General features: G+C 57.9%; 20 protein-coding genes. 6 read left to right on the top strand and 14 right to left on the bottom strand.

The annotated features are described in order from the left end of the window. Positions 1–35: 35 nt before the first annotated feature. Positions 36–3311 (bottom strand): DUF5107 domain-containing protein, encoded by a 3276-nt coding sequence (locus tag HMPREF3140_RS06630; protein WP_032412162.1) that lies wholly within the window; start codon positions 3309–3311, stop codon positions 36–38. Positions 3312–3423: 112 nt separating this feature from the next. Here HMPREF3140_RS06630 and HMPREF3140_RS06625 point away from each other — a divergent pair, with 112 nt between their 5' ends. Further along, a complete protein-coding gene (locus HMPREF3140_RS06625) occupies positions 3424–4620 on the top strand; it encodes an ROK family transcriptional regulator (RefSeq protein ID WP_004149353.1) in 1197 nt (398 codons plus the stop codon). A 73-nt stretch (positions 4621–4693) separates the two neighbouring features. Then, positions 4694–5116, top strand: a complete 423-nt coding sequence (locus tag HMPREF3140_RS06620) for a DoxX family protein (RefSeq protein ID WP_032409330.1) — start codon at positions 4694–4696, stop codon at positions 5114–5116. Positions 5117–5171: 55 nt separating this feature from the next. On the opposite strand, the gene glyA is transcribed toward HMPREF3140_RS06620, so the two are convergent. Next, positions 5172–6425, bottom strand: coding sequence for a serine hydroxymethyltransferase (gene glyA / locus HMPREF3140_RS06615; protein WP_002914027.1), 1254 nt, complete (start codon positions 6423–6425; stop codon positions 5172–5174). Between the two features lie 325 nt (positions 6426–6750). Between glyA and hmpA the strand changes: the two genes are divergently transcribed. Then, positions 6751–7941, top strand: a complete 1191-nt coding sequence (hmpA, locus tag HMPREF3140_RS06610; RefSeq protein WP_002914028.1) for an NO-inducible flavohemoprotein — start codon at positions 6751–6753, stop codon at positions 7939–7941. Between the two features lie 74 nt (positions 7942–8015). On the opposite strand, the gene glnB is transcribed toward hmpA, so the two are convergent. The 5 genes from glnB to purL all read right to left on the bottom strand — a co-directional run bounded on the left by glnB (position 8016) and on the right by purL (position 16358). After that, on the bottom strand, positions 8016–8354 hold the full coding sequence (gene glnB / locus HMPREF3140_RS06605; RefSeq protein WP_002914032.1) for a nitrogen regulatory protein P-II: 339 nt from the start codon (positions 8352–8354) through the stop codon (positions 8016–8018). Between the two features lie 65 nt (positions 8355–8419). Further along, complete coding sequence (gene glrR / locus HMPREF3140_RS06600; protein ID WP_004149357.1) at positions 8420–9757, bottom strand: two-component system response regulator GlrR; 1338 nt, start codon at positions 9755–9757, stop codon at positions 8420–8422. Then, complete coding sequence (gene qseG, locus HMPREF3140_RS06595) at positions 9744–10430, bottom strand: two-component system QseEF-associated lipoprotein QseG (RefSeq protein WP_002914033.1); 687 nt, start codon at positions 10428–10430, stop codon at positions 9744–9746. The genes glrR and qseG overlap by 14 nt, the downstream gene beginning before the upstream one ends. A gap of 29 nt (positions 10431–10459) precedes the next feature. Further along, the gene (locus tag HMPREF3140_RS06590; RefSeq protein WP_004174816.1) at positions 10460–11881 is read right to left on the bottom strand and encodes a sensor histidine kinase; all 1422 of its coding nucleotides are present in this window, start codon (positions 11879–11881) and stop codon (positions 10460–10462) included. Between the two features lie 589 nt (positions 11882–12470). Then, positions 12471–16358, bottom strand: coding sequence for a phosphoribosylformylglycinamidine synthase (gene purL / locus HMPREF3140_RS06585; RefSeq protein ID WP_004185139.1), 3888 nt, complete (start codon positions 16356–16358; stop codon positions 12471–12473). Between the two features lie 175 nt (positions 16359–16533). Between purL and mltF the strand changes: the two genes are divergently transcribed. After that, positions 16534–18150: a membrane-bound lytic murein transglycosylase MltF gene (gene mltF / locus HMPREF3140_RS06580; RefSeq protein ID WP_004144346.1), complete on the top strand. Its 1617-nt coding sequence runs from the start codon at positions 16534–16536 to the stop codon at positions 18148–18150. On the opposite strand, the gene tadA is transcribed toward mltF, so the two are convergent. Further along, the gene (tadA, locus tag HMPREF3140_RS06575; RefSeq protein WP_004151991.1) at positions 18147–18656 is read right to left on the bottom strand and encodes a tRNA adenosine(34) deaminase TadA; all 510 of its coding nucleotides are present in this window, start codon (positions 18654–18656) and stop codon (positions 18147–18149) included. The genes mltF and tadA overlap by 4 nt on opposite strands. A 62-nt stretch (positions 18657–18718) precedes the next feature. Continuing rightward, positions 18719–19354 carry a phosphatidylglycerophosphatase C gene (yfhb, locus tag HMPREF3140_RS06570; RefSeq protein WP_002914050.1) on the bottom strand — a complete coding sequence of 212 codons (636 nt, stop codon included), beginning with the start codon at positions 19352–19354 and terminating at the stop codon, positions 18719–18721. Positions 19355–19566: 212 nt separating this feature from the next. Here yfhb and HMPREF3140_RS06565 point away from each other — a divergent pair, with 212 nt between their 5' ends. Both HMPREF3140_RS06565 and HMPREF3140_RS06560 read left to right on the top strand, forming a co-directional pair. Further along, positions 19567–20415: a MurR/RpiR family transcriptional regulator gene (locus tag HMPREF3140_RS06565; protein ID WP_070552891.1), complete on the top strand. Its 849-nt coding sequence runs from the start codon at positions 19567–19569 to the stop codon at positions 20413–20415. A gap of 56 nt (positions 20416–20471) precedes the next feature. Then, complete coding sequence (locus tag HMPREF3140_RS06560; protein ID WP_032412166.1) at positions 20472–20732, top strand: YfhL family 4Fe-4S dicluster ferredoxin; 261 nt, start codon at positions 20472–20474, stop codon at positions 20730–20732. A 12-nt stretch (positions 20733–20744) separates the two neighbouring features. On the opposite strand, the gene acpS is transcribed toward HMPREF3140_RS06560, so the two are convergent. From acpS to rnc, 5 genes are read right to left on the bottom strand one after another with little or no spacing between them, the layout of a single operon-like run. Beyond that, positions 20745–21125: a holo-ACP synthase gene (acpS, locus tag HMPREF3140_RS06555; RefSeq protein WP_004144351.1), complete on the bottom strand. Its 381-nt coding sequence runs from the start codon at positions 21123–21125 to the stop codon at positions 20745–20747. Beyond that, complete coding sequence (pdxJ, locus tag HMPREF3140_RS06550) at positions 21125–21856, bottom strand: pyridoxine 5'-phosphate synthase (protein WP_004180923.1); 732 nt, start codon at positions 21854–21856, stop codon at positions 21125–21127. The genes acpS and pdxJ overlap by 1 nt, the downstream gene beginning before the upstream one ends. An 11-nt stretch (positions 21857–21867) precedes the next feature. Further along, positions 21868–22605 (bottom strand): DNA repair protein RecO, encoded by a 738-nt coding sequence (gene recO / locus HMPREF3140_RS06545; RefSeq protein WP_002914062.1) that lies wholly within the window; start codon positions 22603–22605, stop codon positions 21868–21870. 11 nt (positions 22606–22616) lie between these two features. Beyond that, a complete protein-coding gene (era, locus tag HMPREF3140_RS06540; protein ID WP_002914063.1) occupies positions 22617–23522 on the bottom strand; it encodes a GTPase Era in 906 nt (301 codons plus the stop codon). Continuing rightward, positions 23519–24199 carry a ribonuclease III gene (rnc, locus tag HMPREF3140_RS06535; RefSeq protein ID WP_002914065.1) on the bottom strand — a complete coding sequence of 227 codons (681 nt, stop codon included), beginning with the start codon at positions 24197–24199 and terminating at the stop codon, positions 23519–23521. Before rnc ends, era begins: the two co-directional genes overlap by 4 nt. Positions 24200–24432 lie beyond the last annotated feature (233 nt).

Raw genomic sequence — 24432 nt, 5'->3', positions numbered from 1 at the left:
TAGGGTTCAGGCGGGCCGAGCCCGCCCATTGAGGTTCAGGAAAAAATGCCGCTTTGCAGGGCATGGCGAATCAGATGCGCCTTATCATGAGCCGGATTTATTTGCAGAAGCTGCTGCATCCTCTGCTGGCAGGCGGATACGTTGCCCAGCCCCAGATGGCCCAACGCTTCAATAAACAAGCAGTGCTGCTGATGTCTCTGCTGCGCTGATACATCGAGAACCACCAGGTCCGGAAGAGAGACGGCAAAAAAATCGACTTGCGGAACGTCATCCCGATGCTGCGCGGCCCAGTCGATAAAATGGCGGAAGTGCTGCTCGGCCTGCGCTGGGTTACCGCTCTTACGCAGCGCAATGCCCTGCCAGAAAAGGTAATCGGCGGGTTGATCGTTGTAGTACCGCCCGGCGTCCAGCGTTGAGCCCCCTTGCCGGGCAAGCTGGTAATATTCCGCCGCCTGCTGCGCATCCCCAGCCTGTTCTGCGCAGTAGCCCAGCAAATACCAGATATCGTTATCCGTTTGCCCAGGCAGTCGCCCCCCCCCCAGATTGTCGGGATAGCGTAATGCGGCTTTCAGACAGTCCGTGGCCTGTTTAAACGCCCCACGCTCGATGAACTGTAATGCCCGATGGAGCTGATTGAGCAAATACTGGCCGGTGATTTTCCCTTCTCCTCCTTCCCAGGGATGGAATACGCGCGTATCCAGAATCGCGGCGGCATCGGCATAATGACCGGACGCGTTCCACAGGCTTAGCAGCTCAGCGGTCAGGTCGTCCCGCTTCAGCACCACGGCTTTACGTTCCACCAGCGTCGTCAGTCGCTCATGTACCGGCCTGGCCAGTAATTTTTGCAAAAAATCGAGTTCAAACAGGAAGCGCGCATTGTCCGGCTCCAGCGCTACGGCGCGCTGCAGATAAGCCAGCGCCTGCGTTGCATCCTGCTGTTTATTCCAGGAGTAAACGCCCAGCAGACGATGAGCGGGCGCATAATCGGGAGATTTTTCGAGCGTCTCGCGCCAGCAGCTCACCGCCTCGTCATAGCGACGTTTGCTGTACCAGAAGCAACCGAGTAGATAGCGGGCAAAAGCGCTGTCGCCCAGCGACTGGAGCATCTGAACTTCATCGAGCGAGTTAGGGAAACGAACATTGTGCGCATGGCAGTGCTCGGCGGCGGCAATAAACTGTTGGCGTTCATTGGCATCATCACTTAGCGACGCACGCCAGAGCATCGGCAGCGCTTCCTGACTGTCCAGAACCGCAAGAACCTCTTTCACCGCCGACGTCTGTCCGATAGAGAGCAGCCAGCCCGCCAGCAGGCTGGCGTTGACCCCTCTGCGCCCCGTGATGCGCAGCAGGGTTTCTCGCGCGTCGTCGCTCCGCTCAATCATCCAGCGCGCGCAGTGCAGCGGATAGCTCAATGGGTATTGCTCAAGAGAGGCGAAAATAAACTCCAGCGCTGCTTTCTTCTGCCCACTGTTGGCTAATGCCAGCGCTTTCAACCCCATCGCCAGAGGATTGCTGGCGTTGAACCGCAGACTGGTGTTTACTTTTTCCAGCGCATCGGCAACATCACCGCGCTTCATCGCCAGCCGCGCCAGCGACCACCAGGCGGCGTCACGGCAGTTACCGCTCCAGGAGGCTTTGTAATAGTGATCCCAGGCGCCTGCATCATCCCCCATCCTTTCCAGCACGCTGGCAAGCAGCATACTGGCTTCGCCATCTCGCGGGTTCTTATTCAAACGATGCGCGCGCTGTAGCGCAGCACGGGCACACTGTTCCGCCAGCGCCCAGTCGGCACTGTTGAACGCCAGGGTACCGAGGGCAACATTATTGCGATAATCCTGCGGATCGAGCTCAACCGCCCGACGATAGTAATCCCCGGCGTAGCGGCTTGCGTGGTTGTATTGTTCAAGGTGCTGGCCGATAAAATAGAGCTCGTCGCCATTGTGGATCGCTTCCGGTAACGCGGGCGCTATAGCTGGTTCGGGCAGCGGCGTCTGTTGGGTTATATGTTCCTGATAATCCAGCAGCGGCTGGTTCTCGGCGGTTTTCACTTTGAGGGTTAAGCGCCCGACGCCATTTTCCGGCAGCGTCTGCTGCCAGCTCTCACCGGGCTTCAGCGTCAGCTGAGTTTCGTACAATGGCTGATGGTCAGCGCTGAGTTCAACCACGATATGATTTAGCGGAGCAATGGCATATACGCCAAGCTGCAGTTGCCCAGACTCGCGAACCAGCTTCAGTGCCAGCTGTGTATTAGCATTTTGCACCATCCCTAACTCGCTGTAGGGAAGGAAATTTTGCACAAACACCTTCTCTTCATAAGGCGCAAGCCACGTAAAGTCAGGCTGGTTATCGGTGAAGACGCCGGTCATCAGCTCAATATAAGGGCCATTTTCATCGGTCAGATTTCGATCCCAGGCCTGGCCAAAATCCCCGTACCCCCAGCTCCACTGTTTCTTGCCAGGAGAGACATGGTGATCGGCAACATGCAGTAACCCGCCTCGCTCGTCATGATGATAAGCGCCGACAAAATCGTAATCCGACTTCTCCGCCATATACGAAGTGGGTACCGGGACGTTTTTATAACGGGAGATATCAACCCCCGCAGAATAGTCCACTTTGTAGTAGGTACCGGTGGCAATCGGGAAAGCGGAAACATCACGCTTACCATGGTCGAATACAGCGGTGACATCGGGTGGGAATACACTCTGGTGGGCATCGCCGCCTTTTACTGCAGGGTTGGCCCACCACAGGAAATGGCGCGGCGTGGCGTTACCATTGAAGATCTTGCCAGTGATTTCAATCAGCGCGCGGTCAGGATAGAGCGTAAACCCGGCCATAACCTGCAAACCGCGCATGGGCTCCGCTTCCCCCATCCATACGGTCTGCGCGCCGTTTTCTCCCTGCTGAATAGAAAAATCGACCGGCTTAAAGGTCGTCGGCCGGTGATGTTGCGGCCAGTTAAATTCGATTCCGCCGGAGATCCAGGGCCCGAGCAGCCCTACCAGGGCTGGCTTAACCACCTCATTGTAATAGACGAAATCACGTTGTTTGACTTTATCATATGCCCGGTGAATACGGCCGCCAAGCTCCGGTAGCAGCATGACCCGAAGGAAATCATTCTCCATCCACACTGCCTGATAATCGCGCATTTCGCGTTCGCCGGTCAGGGTATCAATCACGCCGTAGGGATAGACGCTGCCGGAAGATCCTTGATAAACACGTTTTTCCAGAAACATAGGGTTCGGATCTTCCGCTCCCGTCGTCCACGTTGGTAATGAAATGATTTCCTGCCAGACCTTAACCGAACCGTACATGATGCCTCCACTAAACAAAACGAAGTAAAAGTTGCAATAACAGGAGTCTATATCGCCAATTCGCTGTTAAAATGCGCAATGCTCACGCAATATAGTTAAGGGAGTTAAGTGTATGCAGCGTACTGGCTTTAATAACGCCCGGGTTCGGCAGGCCAATAAGTCGATTTTTCTTTCCCATCTGTGGCGGGAAAAGCAGCTCAGTAAATCACAGCTCTCTCAACTCACCGGTCTCTCCATTCCGGCGGTGAGCAATATTCTGGCCGAGCTGCTTAGCGAGGGATTGATCGGTCACTCAACGGAACACTTGAGCAAACGGGGCGTGAACAGCGGCAGCTACCAGATCCCCGAGCACGGCGCCTGGACACTGTGCATGAATATCACCCCGACCAGCATTGAATATCAGCTTGCCGACGCCCGCCTGCTGGCAGTGGATGGCCATCAGCATTTGCCGGTCAACGCGCCCACTCCTCAGGCCCTGCTTGAGGCCATCGTTGAATGCTGGCGGCATATCCACCGCCGCTACCCGCAGCACAGCATCAATCTCGCCCTTGGCGTGCATGGACAGGTTGATCCGATTACCGGCGTTTCACAAACCATGCCCCAGGCACGCTGGAAAACACCGATCGAAATAAAGTATCTGCTTGAGGAGCGGCTTGGCGTGCAGGTTCGGGTGGATAACGACTGCGTGATGCTGGCGCTGGCGGAGAAGTGGCAGCATCAGGGTACACAGCAGGATTTTTGCGTGATCAACGTCGACTACGGTATCGGCTCGTCATTTGTGATTAACGATCATATTTATCGCGGCAGTCTGTACGGCAGCGGGCAGATAGGGCATACGATTGTCAATCCTGACGGCAAAGCCTGCGACTGCGGAAGATACGGTTGCCTCGAAACCGTCGCCTCTCTCAGCGCGCTGAAAAAACAGGCCCGAATGTGGCTCAAAACGCAGCCTGAAGCAACGCTCGCCCCCGAGCAGTTAACCACGGCGTCGCTCATTGAGGCCTGGAAAGAGGGAGATGTGCAAATTCGCGCATGGGTTGATAACGCTGCCAACGCGATTGGCTTAAGCCTCTATAATTTCCTGAATATATTAAATATTAATCAAATCTGGCTTTACGGGCGCAGCTGCGCCTTCGGTGAGCAGTGGCTGGAAAGTATCGTCAAACAAACGGGTTTCAACCCCTTTGACCACCGGGATACGCCGCGAGCGCACGCCACCCAAATTGGCTTTGGCCAGCTGACACGCGCCCAGCAGCTGATGGGGATAGGTTATCTGTACGTTGAGGAGCAATTGCAGACGCTGGTTTAGTCATAAACGAACGTGGCGGAGCGCAAATTTGTGTATTACGTTTAAATCACACGTCTCTCATAACGAGCTGATTATGAACACACTCCGCTATTTTGATTTTGGCGCTTCCCGCTCTCTGCTACTGCTTATCGCCCGCATCGCCGTGGTAGTTCTGTTTATTCTTTTTGGCTACCCCAAACTGCTGGGCTTTGACGGTACGGTGCAGTACATGGCCGCCTCCGGCGCGCCGATGCCGACCCTGGCGGCGATTATCGCCGTCATTATGGAAGTGCCTGCCGCGATTCTGATTGTGCTCGGCTTTTTCACCCGCCCGCTGGCGGTCATCTTTATTTTCTACACCCTGGGCACGGCGGTGATTGGCCATCACTACTGGGATATGACTGGCGATGCGGTATTGCCGAACATGATTAACTTCTGGAAAAACGTCAGCATCGCCGGCGCTTTCCTGCTGCTGGCAATAACCGGCCCCGGGGCGATCTCCCTCGACCGCCGCTAATCTCCAGACGCAAAAAAGGCCGCATACGCGGCCTTTTTGATGTCAACGCTAACGCTTACGCATATACCGGGAAGCGGGCGCAGATATCCAGCACTTTACCTTTCACGCGCTCAATGACCGCGTCGTCATTGATATTGTCCAGCACGTCACACATCCAGCCAGCCAGCTCTTTGACTTCCGCTTCTTTAAAGCCGCGGCGAGTCACTGCCGGAGAACCGATACGGATACCGGAGGTTACGAACGGGCTCTTCGGATCGTTCGGCACGCTGTTTTTGTTGACGGTGATGTTGGCGCGGCCCAGAGCGGCGTCAGCTTCTTTACCGGTCAGGTTTTTATCCACCAGATCCAGCAGGAACAGGTGGTTCTCAGTACCGCCAGACACCACTTTGTAGCCGCGGTTCAGGAACACTTCCACCATCGCTTTAGCGTTTTTCGCAACCTGCTGCTGGTAAACTTTAAACTCTGGCTCCATCGCTTCTTTCAGCGCCACCGCTTTCGCCGCGATAACGTGCATCAGCGGGCCGCCCTGCGCGCTTGGGAACACGGCAGAGTTCAGTTTTTTGTACAGCTCTTCGCTACCGCCTTTCGCCAGAATCAGGCCGCCGCGCGGACCCGCCAGGGTTTTGTGGGTGGTGGTGGTCACAACGTGAGCATGCGGAACCGGGTTCGGGTACACGCCAGCGGCAATCAGGCCTGCCACGTGCGCCATATCGACGAACAGGTAAGCGCCGATGCTGTCAGCGATTTCACGCATTTTCGCCCAGTCAACGATACCGGAGTAAGCGGAGAAACCACCGATGATCATCTTCGGTTTGTGTTCCTGAGCCTGCTTCGCCATGTCGTCATAGTCAATTTTACCGGACTCATCAATACCGTAAGGGATGATGTTGTACAGTTTGCCGGAGAAGTTAACCGGGGAGCCGTGAGTCAGGTGGCCGCCCTGCGCCAGGTTCATACCGAGCACGGTGTCGCCCGGCTGCAGCAGCGCGGTGTAGACGGCAAAGTTAGCCTGGGAGCCGGAGTGCGGCTGGACGTTAGCATAGTCAGCGCCGAACAGTTCTTTCGCGCGGTCGATTGCCAGCTGTTCAACCACGTCGACGTATTCACAGCCGCCGTAGTAACGCTTGCCCGGATACCCTTCAGCATATTTGTTGGTCAGCTGAGAGCCCTGCGCCTGCATAACGCGCGGACTGGTGTAGTTTTCGGAGGCGATCAGTTCGATGTGCTCTTCCTGACGTACTTTTTCCTGCTCCATAGCCTGCCACAGTTCGGCATCATAATCGGCAATGTTCATTTCACGCTTTAACATCCGCATCTCCTGACTCAGCTAACAATAAAATTTCGGCCTAAAAAGGCGGTCCGATTGGACAACGGCCCACAGTATAACCGAATCATTCTGTGATAACAGGTCTTGACAAAGGATTTTACGCAAACGATTGGCTCCGCATGACACAAGGCTTTGAGCAATAACGCCTCTCTCAGTATCAACGGATTTCTTTTCAGGTTTGTGATGCAAATTCTTCATGTTGTAACTGGATCGGGGGAATGTGTTAAAGAACCATTTACAACGCAGGGTTATTTCTTTAAGATGCATTTAAAATGCATCATTAAGATAACACATAAGGAAGCACGCTATGCTTGACGCTCAAACCATCGCCACGGTGAAAGCCACCATTCCCCTGCTGGTAGAGACCGGCCCGAAATTAACCGCCCATTTCTACGATCGTATGTTCGCGCATAATCCGGAGCTCAAAGAGATCTTCAACATGAGCAACCAGCGCAACGGCGATCAGCGTGAAGCGTTATTCAACGCTATTGCCGCCTACGCCAGCAATATCGATAACCTGCCTGCCCTGCTGCCGGCGGTGGAAAAGATCGCCCAGAAACACACCAGCTTCCAGATCAAACCGGAGCAGTACAATATTGTTGGCAGCCATCTGCTGGCGACCCTCGATGAAATGTTCAGTCCGGGCCAGGAAGTGCTCGATGCCTGGGGTAAAGCCTACGGCGTGCTGGCGAACGTCTTTATCGGCCGTGAAGCCGAGATCTATCAGCAAAACGCCAGTAAAACCGGCGGCTGGGAAGGGACCCGCGCGTTTCGCATCGTGAAGAAAACCCCGCGCAGCCAGCTTATCACCAGCTTTGAGCTCGAACCGGTTGATGGCCAGCCGGTCGCCGATTACCAGCCTGGCCAGTACCTGGCCATCTGGCTGAAACCGGAAGGCTTCGAATATCAGGAAATCCGCCAGTATTCCCTGACCCGCAAAGCGGACGGCAAAGGCTACCGCATTGCGGTTAAACGCGAGGAAGGCGGTCAGGTTTCCAGCTGGCTGCATAACCATGCCAGCGAAGGCGATGTGGTCTATCTGGCCGCCCCGGCGGGAGATTTCTTCCTTAACGTTAAGCCGCAGACGCCGGTCACTCTGCTCTCCGGCGGCGTCGGGCAAACGCCGATGCTGGCGATGCTGGATGCGCTGGCGAAGAGCGGTCATCAGGGTCAGGTGAACTGGTTCCATGCGGCGGAAAATGGCGACGTTCACGCCTTTGCCGATGAAGTGAAGGCGCTCGGCGCGGCGCTGCCGGCGTTTACCTCTCACGTCTGGTATCGCACCCCGACTGAGGCCGACCGTCAGGCTGGACGTTTTGATAGCGAAGGTTTGATGGATTTAGCAGCAGTGGCGGACAATATTCGCGACCCGCAGATGCAGTATTATCTCTGCGGCCCGGTAGCGTTTATGCAGTTTGCAGCGAAGCAGCTGGTCGAATTAGGGATCAACAAAGACAACATTCATTACGAATGCTTCGGCCCGCATAAGGTGCTGTAAGCCCCGACGATGCGGGGATCTGTAGGCCGGGTAAGCACAGCGCCACCCGGCAATACTGCAGCGAGCGGCGAGCGTTAAATCGCCGCGTCGTCTTCTTCGCCGGTACGAATACGAATGACCCGCGCCACGTCGAAGACAAAGATTTTACCGTCGCCGATTTTACCGGTCTGTGCGGTACGGATGATGGTATCCACACAGGTATCGACGATATCGTCGGTCACCACAATTTCAATTTTTACTTTCGGCAGAAAATCGACCATATACTCGGCACCACGGTACAGTTCGGTGTGCCCTTTCTGGCGGCCAAAGCCTTTCACTTCCGTTACCGTCATCCCGGTGATGCCGACTTCGGCCAGCGCTTCACGCACGTCATCCAGTTTGAAAGGTTTAATAATCGCATCAATCTTTTTCATGGGGTTCCTGTCTTAATCGCGTAACCGGTTGCTTACCGTATCATAACTTGCGCTATAGTGCGGAGCTACTCTTTAAAGTCGTTGGCGTCGAGCTCATGGCGCGACAGCAGCTTATAGAATTCGGTGCGGTTGCGCCCTGCCATCCGCGCGGCGTGAGTGACGTTGCCCTTGGTAATTTGCAGCAGCTTGCGCAGGTAGTTCAGCTCAAACTGATTGCGCGCCTCCACGAAGGTCGGCAGCGCCGTGTTCTCGCCCTCCAGCGCTTGCTCAACCAGCGCGTCGCCGATCACTGGCGACGAAGTCAGGGCCACGCACTGCTCGATCACGTTCACCAGCTGGCGCACGTTGCCCGGCCACTTGGCGGCCATCAGCCGCTTCATCGCATCGCTGGAAAACGCCCGCACGAACGGCTTATGGCGATCGGCAGACTGACGCAGCAGATGGTTGGCCAACAGCGGGATGTCTTCCGTACGTTCGGAGAGCGGCGGTATTTTCAGGTTCACTACGTTGAGGCGGTAGAACAGGTCTTCACGAAACTCGCCGCGGGCCATCGCCTTCGGCAGGTCGCGGTGGGTGGCGGAGATAATCCGCACGTTGATTTCGATATCGCGGTTGCTGCCCAGCGGGCGCACCTTGCGCTCCTGCAGGACGCGCAGCAGCTTCACCTGCAACGCAACCGGCATATCACCGATCTCGTCGAGAAACAGCGTACCACCCTCAGCGGCCTGGAATAATCCTTCACGGTTACTGACCGCGCCGGTAAAAGCGCCCCGCGCATGGCCAAACAGTTCGGATTCGAGCAGCTGTTCCGGCAGCGCGCCGCAGTTGATCGCCACGAACGGCTTATCATGACGCGGGCTGGCGTTGTGGATCGCCTGGGCGACGATCTCCTTCCCGGTCCCGCTCTGGCCATTAATCAGTACGCTGACATCCGATTGCGCCACCATCCCGGCCTGCTCAAGCAGGCGCAGCATCAGCGGGCTGCGGGTTACAATCGCCTGGCGCCAGGCTTCGTCGGTGGCCGGCGAGCGCTGCTCCAACGCCTCATCAATGGCTTTATATAAGGCATCTTTATCGACCGGCTTGGTCAGGAAGCTGAACACCCCCTGCTGGGTAGCCGCCACGGCGTCGGGAATCGAACCGTGAGCGGTGAGAATGATCACCGGCATGCCGGGGTGGCCCTTCTGGATCTCGCTAAACAGCTGCAGGCCGTCCATTTCATCCATCCGCAGATCGCTAATCACCAGATCAACTTTCTCACGCCCCAGCACGCGCAGCGCTTCCGGCCCGCTCTCGGCGGTGACCACGCTGTAGCCTTCGCTGACCAGGCGCATGCCCAGTAGCTTCAACAGTCCCGGATCGTCATCCACCAGCAGTAAACGCGCCGGTTTACGGATCGTCATGGATCACCTCCGGCACTTTTTCGCTGCCGAAATTGCCGCCCGGCTTGCGGCTGGAGAGCTGGCGTTCGATATCCGTCAGGTTCTCCAGCTTGCGGGTGGTCAGCTCCAGCTGCTCGCGCAGCGCCAGCTCCTGCTGACGCAGTGTCTCCAGTTCGCTATCGCTGGACTGCTGAAGCTTAGCGTAACGGGCACGCTCTTCCACCAGCTGCAGCTGACGGGTCTGGCCGTCGCGCCAGAGCTGATACAGCGGGCGGACCTGAACGGCGATTTGCGGGCTGAAGGTATCGAGACGCGCCACCAGGTCGCGGCGCTCCTCAGGGGTAATTTTAGCATCAGCAAGCAGGATGCCGCGACGAAACGCGTCCTGCCAACTGTCGTCGGTATGGCGTTTCGCCTCCGCCCGCGCCTGCGCCGGCGCGAGGCGATCGGCACAGTCAATGCCCCGCAGCCAGTAGAGGGGATTTTTGTCGCTGGCATCGCTGCTGTGCGCCCAGATATCCGCGCAGTCTACCGCGACAAAATCGGCCACCTGATGCTGCGCCTGCCCGGGGGCGGCGGTACCTTCCGCGGTATGCGGTGAAAAGCCGGCGGAACACCCCGCCAGCGTAAGACAAGCAATGCCTGAAAGCAGCCATCCACTGAGGGAACGGCGCCAGGCCAGGAATTGGGACATAGTTCCCCGATATCGATTCATAAGTTGGATTATTCCGGCGCTGAGGGAAGCGTAATGCGAAAACAGACCTGCCCGGCGGGCGCATCAACTAAGCTGAGCTCCCCTTGCATCTGCCGGACGCAGTCGCGGGCGATACTCAACCCCAGTCCACTGCCCTTAACGGCCCCTTTACGCTGGTGACTCCCCTGGTAAAAAGGCTCGAATATCATGTTTTTTTCCGCGGCCGGGATCGGTTCGCCGCTGTTGGCGACATCAATACGCACCTGCTCTCCGTGCCGGTAGCTATGGATACGGATGTTACCGGATTCAGCGCCATAGTGCACCGCATTGGAGTAGAGATTATCCATTACGCTTATCAATAGCGCAGGCTCTGCCAGGCAACGCCGCGCCTGCAGCGTCAGTTCGGTATGCATCAGTTTAGCCCGCGCGGGCAGGCTGTGCGCCGCCACGACGTTTTCCACCAGTTCCACCAGATCCACCGCTTCGCGAGCCACCGGGCCGTCGGCCTGTTTTCGGTTATAGTCCAGCAGCTGTTCAATCAGCTTTTGCAGGTTACGGCTACTGCTGTCGAGGATCTCGACAATCTCCTGCTGCTCAGGGGTCAGGGGCCCCGCGACCCGGTCGGCCAACAGCTCGGTACCTTCACGCATACTGGCCAACGGGGTTTTCAGCTCATGCGACAGATGGCGAAGAAATTGATGCCGCTGCGACTCCAGCCACGCCAGGCGCTCGCTGAGCCAGATGATGCGCTTGCCCACCGATCGCAGCTCGCGCGGGCCGGTAAACAATGCGGCGTCGTCCAGCGACTTCCCTGCCCCCAGCTGATTGATCATTCTTTCGATGCCTTTCACCGGGCCGATAATCATGCGGGTGAAGAGTAGCACCAGCGCCAGGCTCAGCAGAAACAGCACCAGCGCCTGCCAGCCGAAAAACTGGCCGCGTTCGGCTATCTCCTGCTGCAGCTGTTGGCCACGAGAATAGACGACCGCCCGGGTCGCCTGCACCATATCGCTGTTATTACTGGCGAAAACTTCCAGTCTGGCGGCTGCCTGGGCATCGGGGCCGCTATTTTTACACTGCAGCTGCGCCAGATCGCTGACATCCTGACGCAGCGCCTGCCAGAGCTTCTCGTCCGGCAGCACGCCGGCGTGGGCGTCCAGCATCTGGCTGTAGCGCTGCCGCTGGTTTTGATAGACGCGCGCCAGCGTCGGATCGTCCAGCACGCAGTACTGGCGATAGCTGCGCTCCATCTCCAGTGCGGCATTGATCATCGCCTCGCTGCGTCGGGCGTCGACCAGGGTGGTACGGTTAATATGCGCCGCCTGGGCGCTGAGGGCGTTCAGGCTCTGCCAGGCCTGCCAGGCCAGCACCAGCAATGGCAGCAGGATCAGCACAAAAGAGAGCGTCACCAGCTGACGCAGCGAACGGGGGAAAAGAGAGAGTCGCTTCAAGGATGTTGTCTCAATCATTAGCTCTGGTCGATGCTAACTGAGGAGCGCGCCGGAGAAAAGCGCTACCGCTGAGTGCTGCGCCGCAGAAACAACAAAGCCAGGCGCAAGGCCTGGCTTTGTTCAGGAATGAGGCGGTGCCTTACTCGACGTTTCGCCCGATGTCTGATAAAGCCAGGCTGTTATCAGGAGTTGGACGGCAGGCACCTGTTTGTGCGTCATTCGAAGTTTATGTAGCGCGTCCCGAAGGGGCTGACATAAGAAGGTGAATGAGCCACTGGTTAATATTATGCATGAACTATGCCAGCTCTCAAAACATTTTATTAACATACTGATATATATGACTTTAACCGCAGAAACAGTCGAACCACCACTGTTTATTTTTCACCCGCATTGTCGCTATTTAGCGACACCAAATAGGCTACCGATTACTCATCATTTAAATCAATGACTTAAGTGTCGCCTATTGACGACACTGCAATATCGCAGTTGTCGGCAATTCCCGACACCCTGGCGTGCCGACCATCACAGATAAAAAAAGCCCCCTGTCAGGCAGGGGGCTGATACGTTCGCGTGAAGCGCGGCGGGAAGATTAACCCAGCTGTTTACGCGCGTTACGGAAGATACGCATCCACGGGCTATCCTCGCCCCAGTTCTCCGGGTGCCAGGAGTTGCTTACGGTGCGGAAGACGCGTTCCGGGTGAGGCATCATGATGGTCGCGCGCCCGCTTTCGCTGGTCACCGCGGTGATACCGTTCGGGGAACCGTTCGGGTTCGCCGGATAGGTTTCGGTCACTTTGCCGAAGTTATCCACGAAGCGCAGCGCCACCAGACCTTTGCTCTCAAGCTGAGCCAGATGCGCGCTGTCGCGCACTTCCACCTGACCTTCGCCGTGGGAGACCGCAATCGGCATCCGTGAGCCAACCATGCCTTCCAGCAGCAGGGATGGGCTTTGCGTCACTTCCACCAGGCTAAAGCGCGCTTCAAAGCGGTCAGACTGGTTGCGCACAAAGCGCGGCCACAGGTCGCTGCCCGGGATCAGCTCGCGCAGGTTGGACATCATCTGACAGCCGTTGCACACGCCGAGCGCCAGCGTCTGCGGACGATGGAAGAAGGTCGCGAACTCATCGCGCACGCGCTCGTTGAACAGAATCGACTTCGCCCAGCCCTCGCCCGCGCCCAACACGTCGCCGTAGGAGAAGCCACCGCAGGCTACCAGGGCATGGAAATCGCCCAGACCGGTCCGGCCGGCCAGCAGGTCGCTCATATGCACGTCGATGGCGTCAAAGCCGGCACGATGGAAGGCGGCCGCCATTTCAACGTGGGAGTTCACCCCCTGCTCGCGCAGGACGGCCACTTTCGGCCGCGCGCCGGTGGCAATGTACGGGGCGGCGACGTCGTCGTTAATATCAAACGAGAGCTTCACATTGAGGCCCGGGTCGGCATCATTGGCTTTCGCCTCATGCTCCTGATCGGCGCAGGCCGGGTTGTCGCGCAGACGCTGCATCTGCCAGGTGGTTTCCGCCCACCACATGCGCAGCGTGGTGCGGCTTTCGCTGAACACCGTCTGACCGCCGGCGGTCAGCACGAAGCGATCGCCCTCAACCGCTTTACCGAGGTAATGCACGCAGTCCGCCAGGCCGTTAACCGCCAGAATGGCTTCCACCGCCTCACGGTCTGCGGCGCGGACCTGAATCACCGCCCCCAGCTCTTCGTTGAACAGCGCGGCCAGATGGTCGTCGCCCAGCGCGGCGATATCCGCTTCCACGCCGCAGTGGCCGGTAAAGGCCATTTCCGCCAGCGTGACAAGCAGACCGCCGTCGGAGCGGTCGTGGTAGGCCAGCAGTTTACGCTGCGCCACCAGGGCCTGCATCGCATTCCAGAAGCCTTTCAGTTGCGCGACATCGCGCACGTCAGCCGGCTTGTCGCCGAGCTGGCGATAGACCTGCGCCAGCGCCGTCGCGCCCAGCGCGTTGTGCCCTTTACCGAGGTCGATCAGCAGCAGGGCGTTATCTTCCGTCGAAAGCTGCGGCGTGACGGTATGACGGACATCTTCGACACGGGCGAAGGCAGAGATGACCAGCGACAGCGGAGAGGTCATCTCGCGCTGCTCGCTGCCTTCCTGCCAGCGGGTTTTCATCGACATCGAGTCTTTACCGACCGGAATGGTCAGGCCCAGCGCCGGGCACAGCTCTTCGCCTACCGCTTTCACCGCCTCATACAGGCCAGCGTCTTCACCCGGGTGGCCGGCGGCGGCCATCCAGTTAGCCGACAGCTTCACGCGGTTCAGCTCGCCAATCTGCGTGGCGGCGATGTTGGTCAGCGCTTCGCCGACCGCCAGACGGCCAGAGGCCGCGAAGTCCAGCAGGGCGACCGGGGCGCGCTCGCCCATCGCCATCGCTTCGCCATAGTAGCTGTCGAGGCTGGCGGTGGTCACCGCGCAGTTGGCCACCGGGATCTGCCACGGGCCAACCATCTGGTCGCGGGCGACCATACCGGTCACGGTGCGGTCGCCGATGGTGACGAGGAAGGTTTTCTCGGCCACCGTCGGCAGATGCAGAACGCGGTTAACCGCATCGGCAAGGGTAATCGGTTGGCGATCCAGCGCGCTACCCTGAGCTTTCAGAGTCTGCACGTCGCGGGTCATTTTCGGCGTTTTGCCGAGCAGGACGTCCAGCGGCAGGTCGATCGGCTGATCGTTAAAGTGGCTGTCGCTCAGGCTCAGATGCTGCTCAGCGGTGGCTTCGCCGATAACGGCATAAGGCGCGCGCTCGCGGCGGCACAGTTCGTCGAACAGCGGCAGCTGCTCCGGGGCGACCGCCAGAACATAACGTTCCTGCGATTCGTTACACCAGATCTCCAGCGGACTCATCCCTGGCTCATCGCTGAGAATATCGCGCAGCTGGAATTTACCGCCGCGGCCGCCGTCGCTCACCAGCTCCGGCATGGCGTTGGAGAGACCGCCGGCGCCAACGTCGTGGATAAAGAGGATCGGGTTGGCGTCGCCCAACTGCCAGCAGCGGTCGATCACTTCCTGACAGCGGCGCTCCATTTCCGGGTTGTCACGCTGTACGGAGGCGAAATCGAGATCGGCATCAGACTGGCCGGAGGCCATAGAAGACGCCGCGCCGCCGCCGAGGCCGATGTTCATCGCCGGGCCGCCCAGCACGATCAGCTTCGCGCCGACGGTAATCTCGCCCTTCTGCACGTGCTCACCGCGGATGTTGCCGATACCGCCGGCCAGCATGATCGGTTTGTGGTAGCCACGCAGCTCTTCGCCATTGTGGCTGGTGACTTTCTCTTCATAGGTGCGGAAGTAGCCGTTCAGCGCCGGACGACCAAATTCGTTGTTAAACGCCGCGCCGCCCAACGGGCCTTCGGTCATGATGTCCAGGGCGGTGACAATACGATCCGGTTTACCGAAATCTTCTTCCCACGGCTGTTCGAAGCCCGGGATACGCAGGTTGGAAACCGAGAAGCCCACCAGGCCCGCTTTCGGCTTCGCGCCGCGGCCGGTGGCGCCTTCATCACGGATTTCGCCGCCGGAGCCGGTTGCCGCGCCCGGCCATGGAGAGATGGCCGTCGGGTGGTTATGGGTTTCCACCTTCATCAGAATGTGCGCCGGCTCCTGATGGAAGTCGTAGCGTCCGGTCTGATGGTCGGCGAAATAGCGCCCGACTTCAGACCCTTCCATCACCGCGGCATTATCTTTATAGGCCGACAGCACGTAGTCCGGCGTTTTTTCAAAGGTGTTTTTGATCATTTTGAACAGCGACTTCGGCTGCTGTTCGCCGTCGATGATCCAGTCGGCGTTGAAAATCTTGTGGCGACAGTGCTCTGAGTTCGCCTGGGCGAACATATACAGCTCGATATCGTTCGGGTTGCGTCCCAGGCGGGTAAACGCATCCTGCAGGTAGTCAATTTCGTCGTCGGCCAGCGCCAGACCCAGACGGAGGTTGGCGTCAATCAGCGCCTGACGCCCTTCGCCCAGCAGGTCGACGCTGGTGACCGGCGTCGGCTGATGGTGAGCAAACAGCTTCTCGCCCGCTTCCAGCTCGTCGAAGACGCTCTCCATCATGCGGTCGTGCAGCTCCGCCGCCACCGCGGCCCACTGCGCTTCGGTCAGGGTTGAGGCTTCAACGTAATACGCCACGCCGCGCTCAAGACGCACAACCTGCGCCAGACCGCAGTTGTGAGCGATATCGGTAGCTTTAGAAGACCAGGGAGAGATGGTGCCAGGGCGAGGGGTCACGAGCAGTAATTTACCGGTCGGGGTATGGCTGCTTAAGCTCGGGCCATACTGAAGCAGTCGCGCCAGGCGCTCGCGATCGTCAGCGCTCAGCGGGGCATTCAGATCGGCAAAATGAATATATTCGGCATATATGGCGCTTACCGGAAGGTTGGCCGCCTGAAATCGTGCCAGCAGTTTATTAATACGGAATGCCGACAGTGCAGGTGAACCACGCAAAATTTCCATCATAAGTCTCTCGTCTTCGAAGCTTTCAGGGTGAGCCAGGGGGGGAAACGGGCGTCATTATAGTGAATCCTGCGCCCCGACGAAACCGTTTGCGTAGAAATAAAATCATTGATGCTGTTTATCAATAAATGTGACGACCATCGCGAATAAGTTGCCAACTGGCGCATTATTAAGCAGAATGCCGCACATTCGACGACAACCTTGCGTTTTTTCCGGACATCGCCTGCTGAGGAACCTGAAGCTGCAGAAGATTAACTCTCTGAAAAAATTAAAGATTAATTATCTGCTGATCGGCATTGTCACCCTTTTGCTGGCGGCGGCCCTGTGGCCGTCGATCCCCTGGTCTGGTAAACCCGAGAACCGGGTGGCGGGCATTATCGCTCGCGGCGAGCTGCGCATCAGCACTATCAACTCGCCAATGACCTTCGCCACCATGAACAATAAAGCGTTCGGTCTGGATTATGAACTGGCGAAGCAGTTTGCCGACTACCTTGGCGTAACGCTTAAGATAACCGTCCGGCAAAACATCAGCCAGCTGTTTGACGACCTCGACGACGGTCAGGCCGATATGCTGGCCGCCGGACTGGTCTATAACCAGGAGCGAGTGAAAAACTATCAGGCCGGCCCCACCTACTATTCTGTTTCGCAACAGCTGGTCTACCGCGTCGGCAATACCCGGCCGCGCACCCTCGCGGCGCTGACCGCCGAGCAGCTCACTATCGCTCCGGGCCACGTGGCGATCAACGACCTGCAGACCTTAAAAGCCGAGAAATACCCGGATCTTGCCTGGCGCGTGGACGAAAAACGCGGTACCACGGCGCTGATGCAGGCGGTGATTGACGGTAAACTTGATTACACCATCGCTGACTCGGTGGCCGTCAGCCTGTTTCAGCGCGTCCATCCGGAGCTGGCGGTGGCCCTCGATATCACCGACGAACAGCCGGTCACCTGGTTTAGCGCCCGGGACGACGATAATTCGCTGTCGGCGGCAATGCTTGATTTCTTCAACAACATCAATGAAGACGGCACCCTGGCGCGCCTCGAGGAGAAGTACCTCGGCCACGGCAACGATTTCGATTATGTCGATACCCGCACCTTCCTGCGCGCGGTGGAAAATATTCTTCCGGAGGTGCAGCCGCTGTTTGAAAAATACGCCCGCGAGATTGACTGGCGCCTGCTGGCCGCCATCGCCTGGCAGGAATCCCACTGGGATCCGCAGGCCACCTCCCCCACCGGCGTGCGCGGTATGATGATGCTCACACGCAATACGGCGCAAAGCCTGGGTCTAACCGACCGCACCGATGCGGCGCAGAGTATCGACGGCGGCATGCGCTACCTGCAGGATATGATGGATAAAGTGCCGGATTCGATCCCGAAAGATGAACGCATCTGGTTTGCGCTGGCCGCTTATAATATGGGTTATGCCCATATGCTGGACGCCATGGCGCTCACCCGCAAACAGAAAGGCAATCCTAACAGCTGGGCGGACGTTAAGCTGCGTTTACCGTTGTTGAGCCAGAAACCCTATTACAGCAAACTAAAATACGGCTATGCCCGCGGCCATGAGGCCTACGCCTATGTGGAAAACATCCGCAAATATCAGATAAGCCTTGTCGGCTATTTGTCAGAGAAGGAGCGTCAGCAGCAGCAAACGCTGGCCCTGGCGGAGGATTACCCGGCCGTGCTGCCCAATGAGCTCGAACAGCCGCAGGAGACCACCCTGCCCTTTTTCAAGTTTCGCGCCGATAAGCAGATGGATAATGCCCGGATGAAACTCCCCGGCCACCTGTATTAACTTTCCCCGGTCTGCGCCCGGGCTTTCTTCAGCGCTTTTTTCTCTTCCCGCCGCCAGCGGAAGAAGTCGCTCAGCATGGCAGAGCAGGACTCTGCCAGCACGCCTTCGCTAATCTCAACCCGATGGTTCATTCCCGGGTGGTGCAGAACATCCATCAGCGAGCCGGCGGCGCCGGTCTTGGCATCCCTGGCGCCAAACACCAGGCGGGCGATACGGCTGTGCACCATCGCGCCCGCGCACATGACGCAGGGCTCGAGGGTCACGTACAGCGTGGCGTCGATCAGGCGGTAGTTTTGCAGCACCAGTCCGCCCTGGCGTAAGGCCATGATCTCCGCATGGGCGGTGGGGTCGTGACGGCCTATCGGCCGGTTCCAGCCCTCGCCAATGACCTGATTGTTATGCACCAGCACCGCGCCCACCGGCACCTCGCCCTCTTCCCAGGCGCGTTTCGCCAGCGTCAGGGCATGACGCATCCAGTATTCATCATTGAGTTCGAGGTCAGACACAGCGGCCACTCCAGCAGAAAAAGCGGGGCGCATTATACATGGGCGCTATCAATTACACACTATTACTCCAGCTGCTGAAGCTCTCCCTGAGGGGTTACCCGCCAGCGATGCTGGCAAAAGCCGAGCAATGGATTATCCTGCTCACTATCGCTATAGCCGCTATACAGCCGCAGCGGGGCGCCAATCTTTTTCTCCAGCTGTACCACCTTTTCATGCCCCAGGCAGCGCAGGGTCAATACCCAGCCGCCCCAGCGGCGCGCGGTGCGGCTGGCTATCAGATTCACCCGCGGCAACCAGAGGGTATCGCGATAGACCTGCTCCACCAGCGACTGCGGCGAGCCGGTGATCAACCAGACGTCGGCATCGGTGCTGGTCAGGTAGGCGGTAAGCCGCGCATGAACTACCGGAAACGCCGTCACATGATGGCGAAACCAGCCGACAAACTCCGCTTCCAGCCGCTTCAGCACCGCCTCGCGGCGGCCAAAGGTTGTCGCCCACAGCAGGAGGCTCATCGGCCAGCGCGCCGCCCGTCCGCTCACTGCCAGTCCGGCAAGGATCACCGGCCCCATCGGCACCACCAGCAACAGGTTCAGCGGCAAATGGCGCAGCAGATAGCGCAGAAAACTGCCGAACATATCCTGTTGGTGTAAGGTTCCGTCCAGATCGAAAAACACCACTCTCCGTTCAGTGTGCTGCAAACTGCCTCCTTTATCTCAGAACTCGCTTCTCGTTAGGGTAAGCTTAACAGCCTGACGCCATGTCGAGGGAAAACATCCCTGCCGTTAAGGAAGAATTAAAGTAGCAGGCGAAGGAAAAATTGTGGCTTAAGAATTTTTAATTCATGGTATACCCCTTATAATCGAATAAAAATTCTGTCAGTCACGAGCCGGACGGCTCCAGCGGAGCTCCAATGAACTGTTTAACGCGTATTCGTCAGCGCTATCCCACCCTGGCGGCGAGCGACAAAAAGTTGGCCGATTATATTCTGAGCCAGCCCGATGAGACCCGGCACCTCAGCTCGCAGCAGCTGGCGGCGGAAGCCGGTGTGAGTCAGTCCAGCGTGGTTAAATTTGCCCAGAAGCTGGGATTCAAAGGCTTTCCGGCGCTGAAGCTGGCCCTTAGTGAAGCGCTGGCGAGTAGCCCGGATCCGCACTCCGTCCCGGTGCATAACCACATTCGCGGTGACGATCCGCTGCGTCTGGTCGGCGAGAAACTCATTAAAGACAATGTCGCCGCCATGCATGCCTCGCTGGACGTCAACACTGAAGAGACGCTACGGGAAGCCGTCACGCTGCTGCGCAACGCCCGGCGAGTGATCGTCACCGGGATTGGCGCCTCCGGCCTGGTGGCGCGTAACTTTAGCTGGAAGCTGATGAAGATCGGCATCAACGCTGTTTCTGAGCAGGATATGCATGCCCTGCTGGCGACGGTGCAGGCCATGTCCAGCGACGATCTTCTGCTGGCGATCTCTTACTCCGGCGAGCGCCGGGAGATCAATATGGCGGCCGGTGAAGTGCTGCGCGTCGGCTGTAAGATCCTGGCGATCACCGGGTTTAGCCCGAACGCCCTGCAACAGCAGGCGACCCACTGCCTGTATACTATCGCCGAAGAACAGGCGACGCGCAGCGCGGCCATCTCCTCCACCAGCGCGCAAATGATGCTCACCGATCTGCTGTTTATGGGGCTGGTGCAGCAGGATCTGGAGCGGGCGCCGGAGCGCATTCGCCATAGCGAAGCGCTGGTGAAAAAGCTGGTCTGAGCAGAAAATGGGCGTATAATGCCCGCCCTGTTTGTGTTGTTTCTGAGACTTTCCTGATGGCGCTGTTAATTACCAAAAAATGCATCAACTGCGATATGTGCGAGCCGGAGTGCCCGAATGAGGCCATTTCGATGGGTGAGAGCATTTATGAGATTAACAACGACCGCTGCACCGAGTGCGTGGGTCATTACGACACGCCAACCTGCCAGAAAGTGTGCCCGATCCCGAATACGATCCTGAAAGATCCGGCACACGTCGAGAGTGAAGAACAGCTGTGGGATAAATTCGTGCTGATGCACCACGCGGATAAAATTTAACCGCCCTCCTGGCTAGCTTTCGACAATCACCGTGGCGCAGGCGTAGTGGCGTTCATCAGCGAGAGTAACGTGAATAGCGCTTACTCCCATGCGTTCAGCTAAAAGGTTTGCTTCACCCCATAGCCGCAGCTTCGGCTTGCCCAGCTCGTCGTTGTAAACCTCGAACTGGTTAAACGCCAGCCCGTTACGGATCCCGGTTCCCAGCGCTTTCGCCGCCGCTTCCTTGACCGCAAAGCGTTTCGCCAGGAAACGCACCGGCTGCTGGTGCTGCTCCCATATGCTCCATTCATGGTCGCTCAGCACCCGGCGGGCAAGGCGATCGCCGCTGCGGGCGATCACTGCTTCGATGCGGGCGATCTCGACGATGTCGGTACCCAACCCGAGAATGGCCATTAGCCGCGCGCTTCCAGCATCAGACGCTTCATTTCCGCCACCGCCTCTTTCAGGCCGCTCATCACCGCACGGCCAATAATCGCGTGACCGATATTCAGCTCATGCATTTCCGGCAGCGCAGCAATCGCTTTCACGTTGTGGTAGGTCAGACCGTGGCCGGCATTCACCTTCAGGCCGAGGCTGGCGGCGTAGGTGGCCGCTTTGGCAATACGTTCCAGCTCCCTGGCCTGCTCGGCGTCGGTTTTGGCATCGGCATAGCAGCCGGTGTGGATTTCGATATAGGGCGCGCCAACGTCTGCCGCCGCTTTGATCTGCGCTTCATCCGCATCGATAAACAGGGAGACCAGGATGCCGGCATCCGCCAGGCGTTGACAGGCATCGCGCATCTTGTCGCGCTGGCCGGCGACGTCCAGCCCGCCTTCGGTGGTCACTTCCTGACGCTTCTCCGGCACCAGGCAGCAGAAGTGCGGTTTGGTTTCGCAGGCGATCGTCAGCATCTCTTCGGTGACCGCCATTTCAAGATTCATGCGGGTGTGCAGCGTCTGGCGCAGGATACGCACATCGCGATCGGTGATATGGCGACGGTCTTCGCGCAGATGCACGGTAATGCCGTCGGCGCCGGCCTGTTCGGCAATGAAAGCCGCCTGAACCGGATCCGGGTAAGCGGTGCCGCGGGCGTTACGCAAGGTCGCGATATGGTCAATATTGACCCCTAACAATAATTCAGCCATGACAATCCTCGTTAATCATTATTCGTATTATCGGCTCGCGCCTTTCGCGCGGGCATAAACTGGCGAAACAACTCCCGGCTCTTGAGCGGTTTGCCGCCGAGATAGGGCTTCAGGGCGATACGGGTAAAGCGCTTCGCGGCGCGCAGCGTATCAACATCAGGAAACTCGCGACTCGCCAATGCTTTCAAATGGTGCCCGGTAAACGTGTTGTTATCAATCACCAGGCTGGCAATAAAGCCTTTTTCTTCACGATAGCGGTAGGTCATGGTGTCGTCTACCGGCTCGCCGCTCCCGGCGCAGTGGAGAAAATCCACGCCATACCCCAGGTGCCCGAGCAGCGCCAGCTCAAAACGCCGCAGCGCGGGCTCCGGCGAGCCGCTGGCCCCGGCGAGCGCCTGAATGCAGTGCAGGTAGTCGAAAAAGAGTTCGGAGAAGCGTGTTTCGTGCTCCAGCACGCGGGAGATAAGCTCGTTAACGTAGAGACCGCTGTAGAGGGTGATGCCGCTGAGCGGCAGCGCCAGCGAAACGGCTTCCGCGCTGCGCAGGGTTTTGACTTCGCCGCGCCCGCCGAAGCGAACCAACAAGGGGGTAAAGGGCTGTAAAGCGCCTTTGAGATTAGAGCGTTTGGAGCGTGCGCCCTTGGCAACCAGGCGCACGCGACCGGATTCTTCCGTGAAGACGTCCAGCATCAGGCTGGTTTCGCTCCACGGACGGCTATGCAGGACAAAGGCGCGCTGCCATCCATCCACGTTGCGTTAACTCAGAGGTCGTCAACGTAACCGAGACTGCGCAGGGCGCGCTCGTCATCGGCCCAGCCGGATTTCACTTTCACCCACAGCTCGAGGTGCACCGGCGCTTCAAACATCTCCTGCATGTCCTTACGCGCTTCGATACCGATGGTTTTAATTTTGGCGCCTTTGTTGCCAATCACCATCTTTTTCTGCCCTTCGCGCTCGACGAGGATCAGGCCGTTGATATCGTAACCGCCGCGCTCGTTGCTGACGAAACGTTCGATTTCCACGGTGACGGAGTACGGCAGCTCAGCGCCGAGGAAACGCATCAGTTTTTCACGGATGATTTCGGAGGCCATAAAGCGTTGTGAGCGATCGGTAATATAATCTTCCGGGAAGTGATGGATCGCTTCCGGCAGATGCTTACGCACGATCGCCGCGATGGTATCAACGTTGGTGCCGGTTTCCGCTGAGATCGGTACGATATCGAGGAAATTCATCTGGCTGGCGAGGAACTGCAGGTGCGGTAACAGATCCGCTTTTTCCTGCACGTTATCCACCTTGTTGACCGCGAGGATCACCGGCGCTTTCGCGTCGCGCAGCTTGTTGAGCACCATCTCGTCGTCCTGCGTCCAGCGAGTGCCTTCCACCACGAAGATGACCAGTTCCACGTCGCCAATCGAACTGCTGGCCGCTTTGTTCATTAAGCGGTTAATGGCGCGCTTCTCTTCCATATGCAGGCCCGGAGTATCAACGTAAATCGCCTGATACGGCCCTTCGGTATGGATACCGACGATGCGGTGACGGGTGGTCTGCGCTTTACGGGAGGTGATCGAGATCTTCTGCCCAAGCAGCTTGTTCAACAGCGTGGATTTGCCAACGTTTGGACGACCCACGATGGCGACAAACCCACAATAACTTTTTTCTTCGCTCATTCCAGCTCCAGCTTTTTCAGCGCCTGTTCGGCGGCAGCCTGCTCCGCCTTACGACGGCTGGAACCTGTGCCAACCACCGGTTCACTCAGGCCACTGACCTGGCAGTGGATAGTAAATTCCTGATCGTGCGCTTCGCCGCGAACCTGGACCACCAGGTAAGACGGCAGCGGCAGATGACGTCCCTGCAGATATTCCTGCAGACGCGTCTTCGGATCCTTTTGCTTATCGCCCGGACTGATTTCGTCCAGACGGGTCTGGTACCAGGAGAGGATTAAGCGTTCAACGTTCTGAATATCACTGTCGAGGAAAACCCCGCCAATTAACGCTTCAACGGTATCCGCGAGAATCGATTCGCGACGGAAACCGCCGCTTTTCAGCTCTCCCGGCCCGAGGCGCAGACACTCGCCCAGCTCAAACTCGCGGGCGATCTCCGCCAGCGTGTTGCCGCGCACCAGCGTCGCGCGCATACGGCTCATATCGCCTTCATCGACACGAGGAAAGCGATGATACAGCGCATTCGCGATCACGAAACTTAAAATGGAGTCACCTAAAAATTCCAGGCGCTCATTATGTTTGCTGCTGGCACTGCGGTGAGTTAATGCCTGTTGCAACAGCTCCTGATGATGAAAAGTGTAGCCCAGCTTTCGTTGAAGCCGATTAATTACGATGGGGTTCATGCGTTACCAATAAATGAATGCGTCAAAGATGCAGCACACGAAACCGACCTGAGCATTCGCTTCAAACAGTAATTTGAAACAGACCAATACGCTTTCGTGTGCAGTGTCACCCGGCAGAGCGACAACCAAAAACTTCGGGGGGATATTCTATACGCAACGACACGGGATGTCGTTAGTTTGAATGGATTTAAATACTAAATAATTCACGCCGCTGCGATAACAGCAGCGACGTG

It is taken from the genome of Klebsiella sp. HMSC16A12 (assembly GCF_001808265.1).
GTDB lineage: Bacteria > Pseudomonadota > Gammaproteobacteria > Enterobacterales > Enterobacteriaceae > Klebsiella > Klebsiella pneumoniae.
This window is presented reverse-complemented; position numbering and strand designations above follow the sequence as displayed.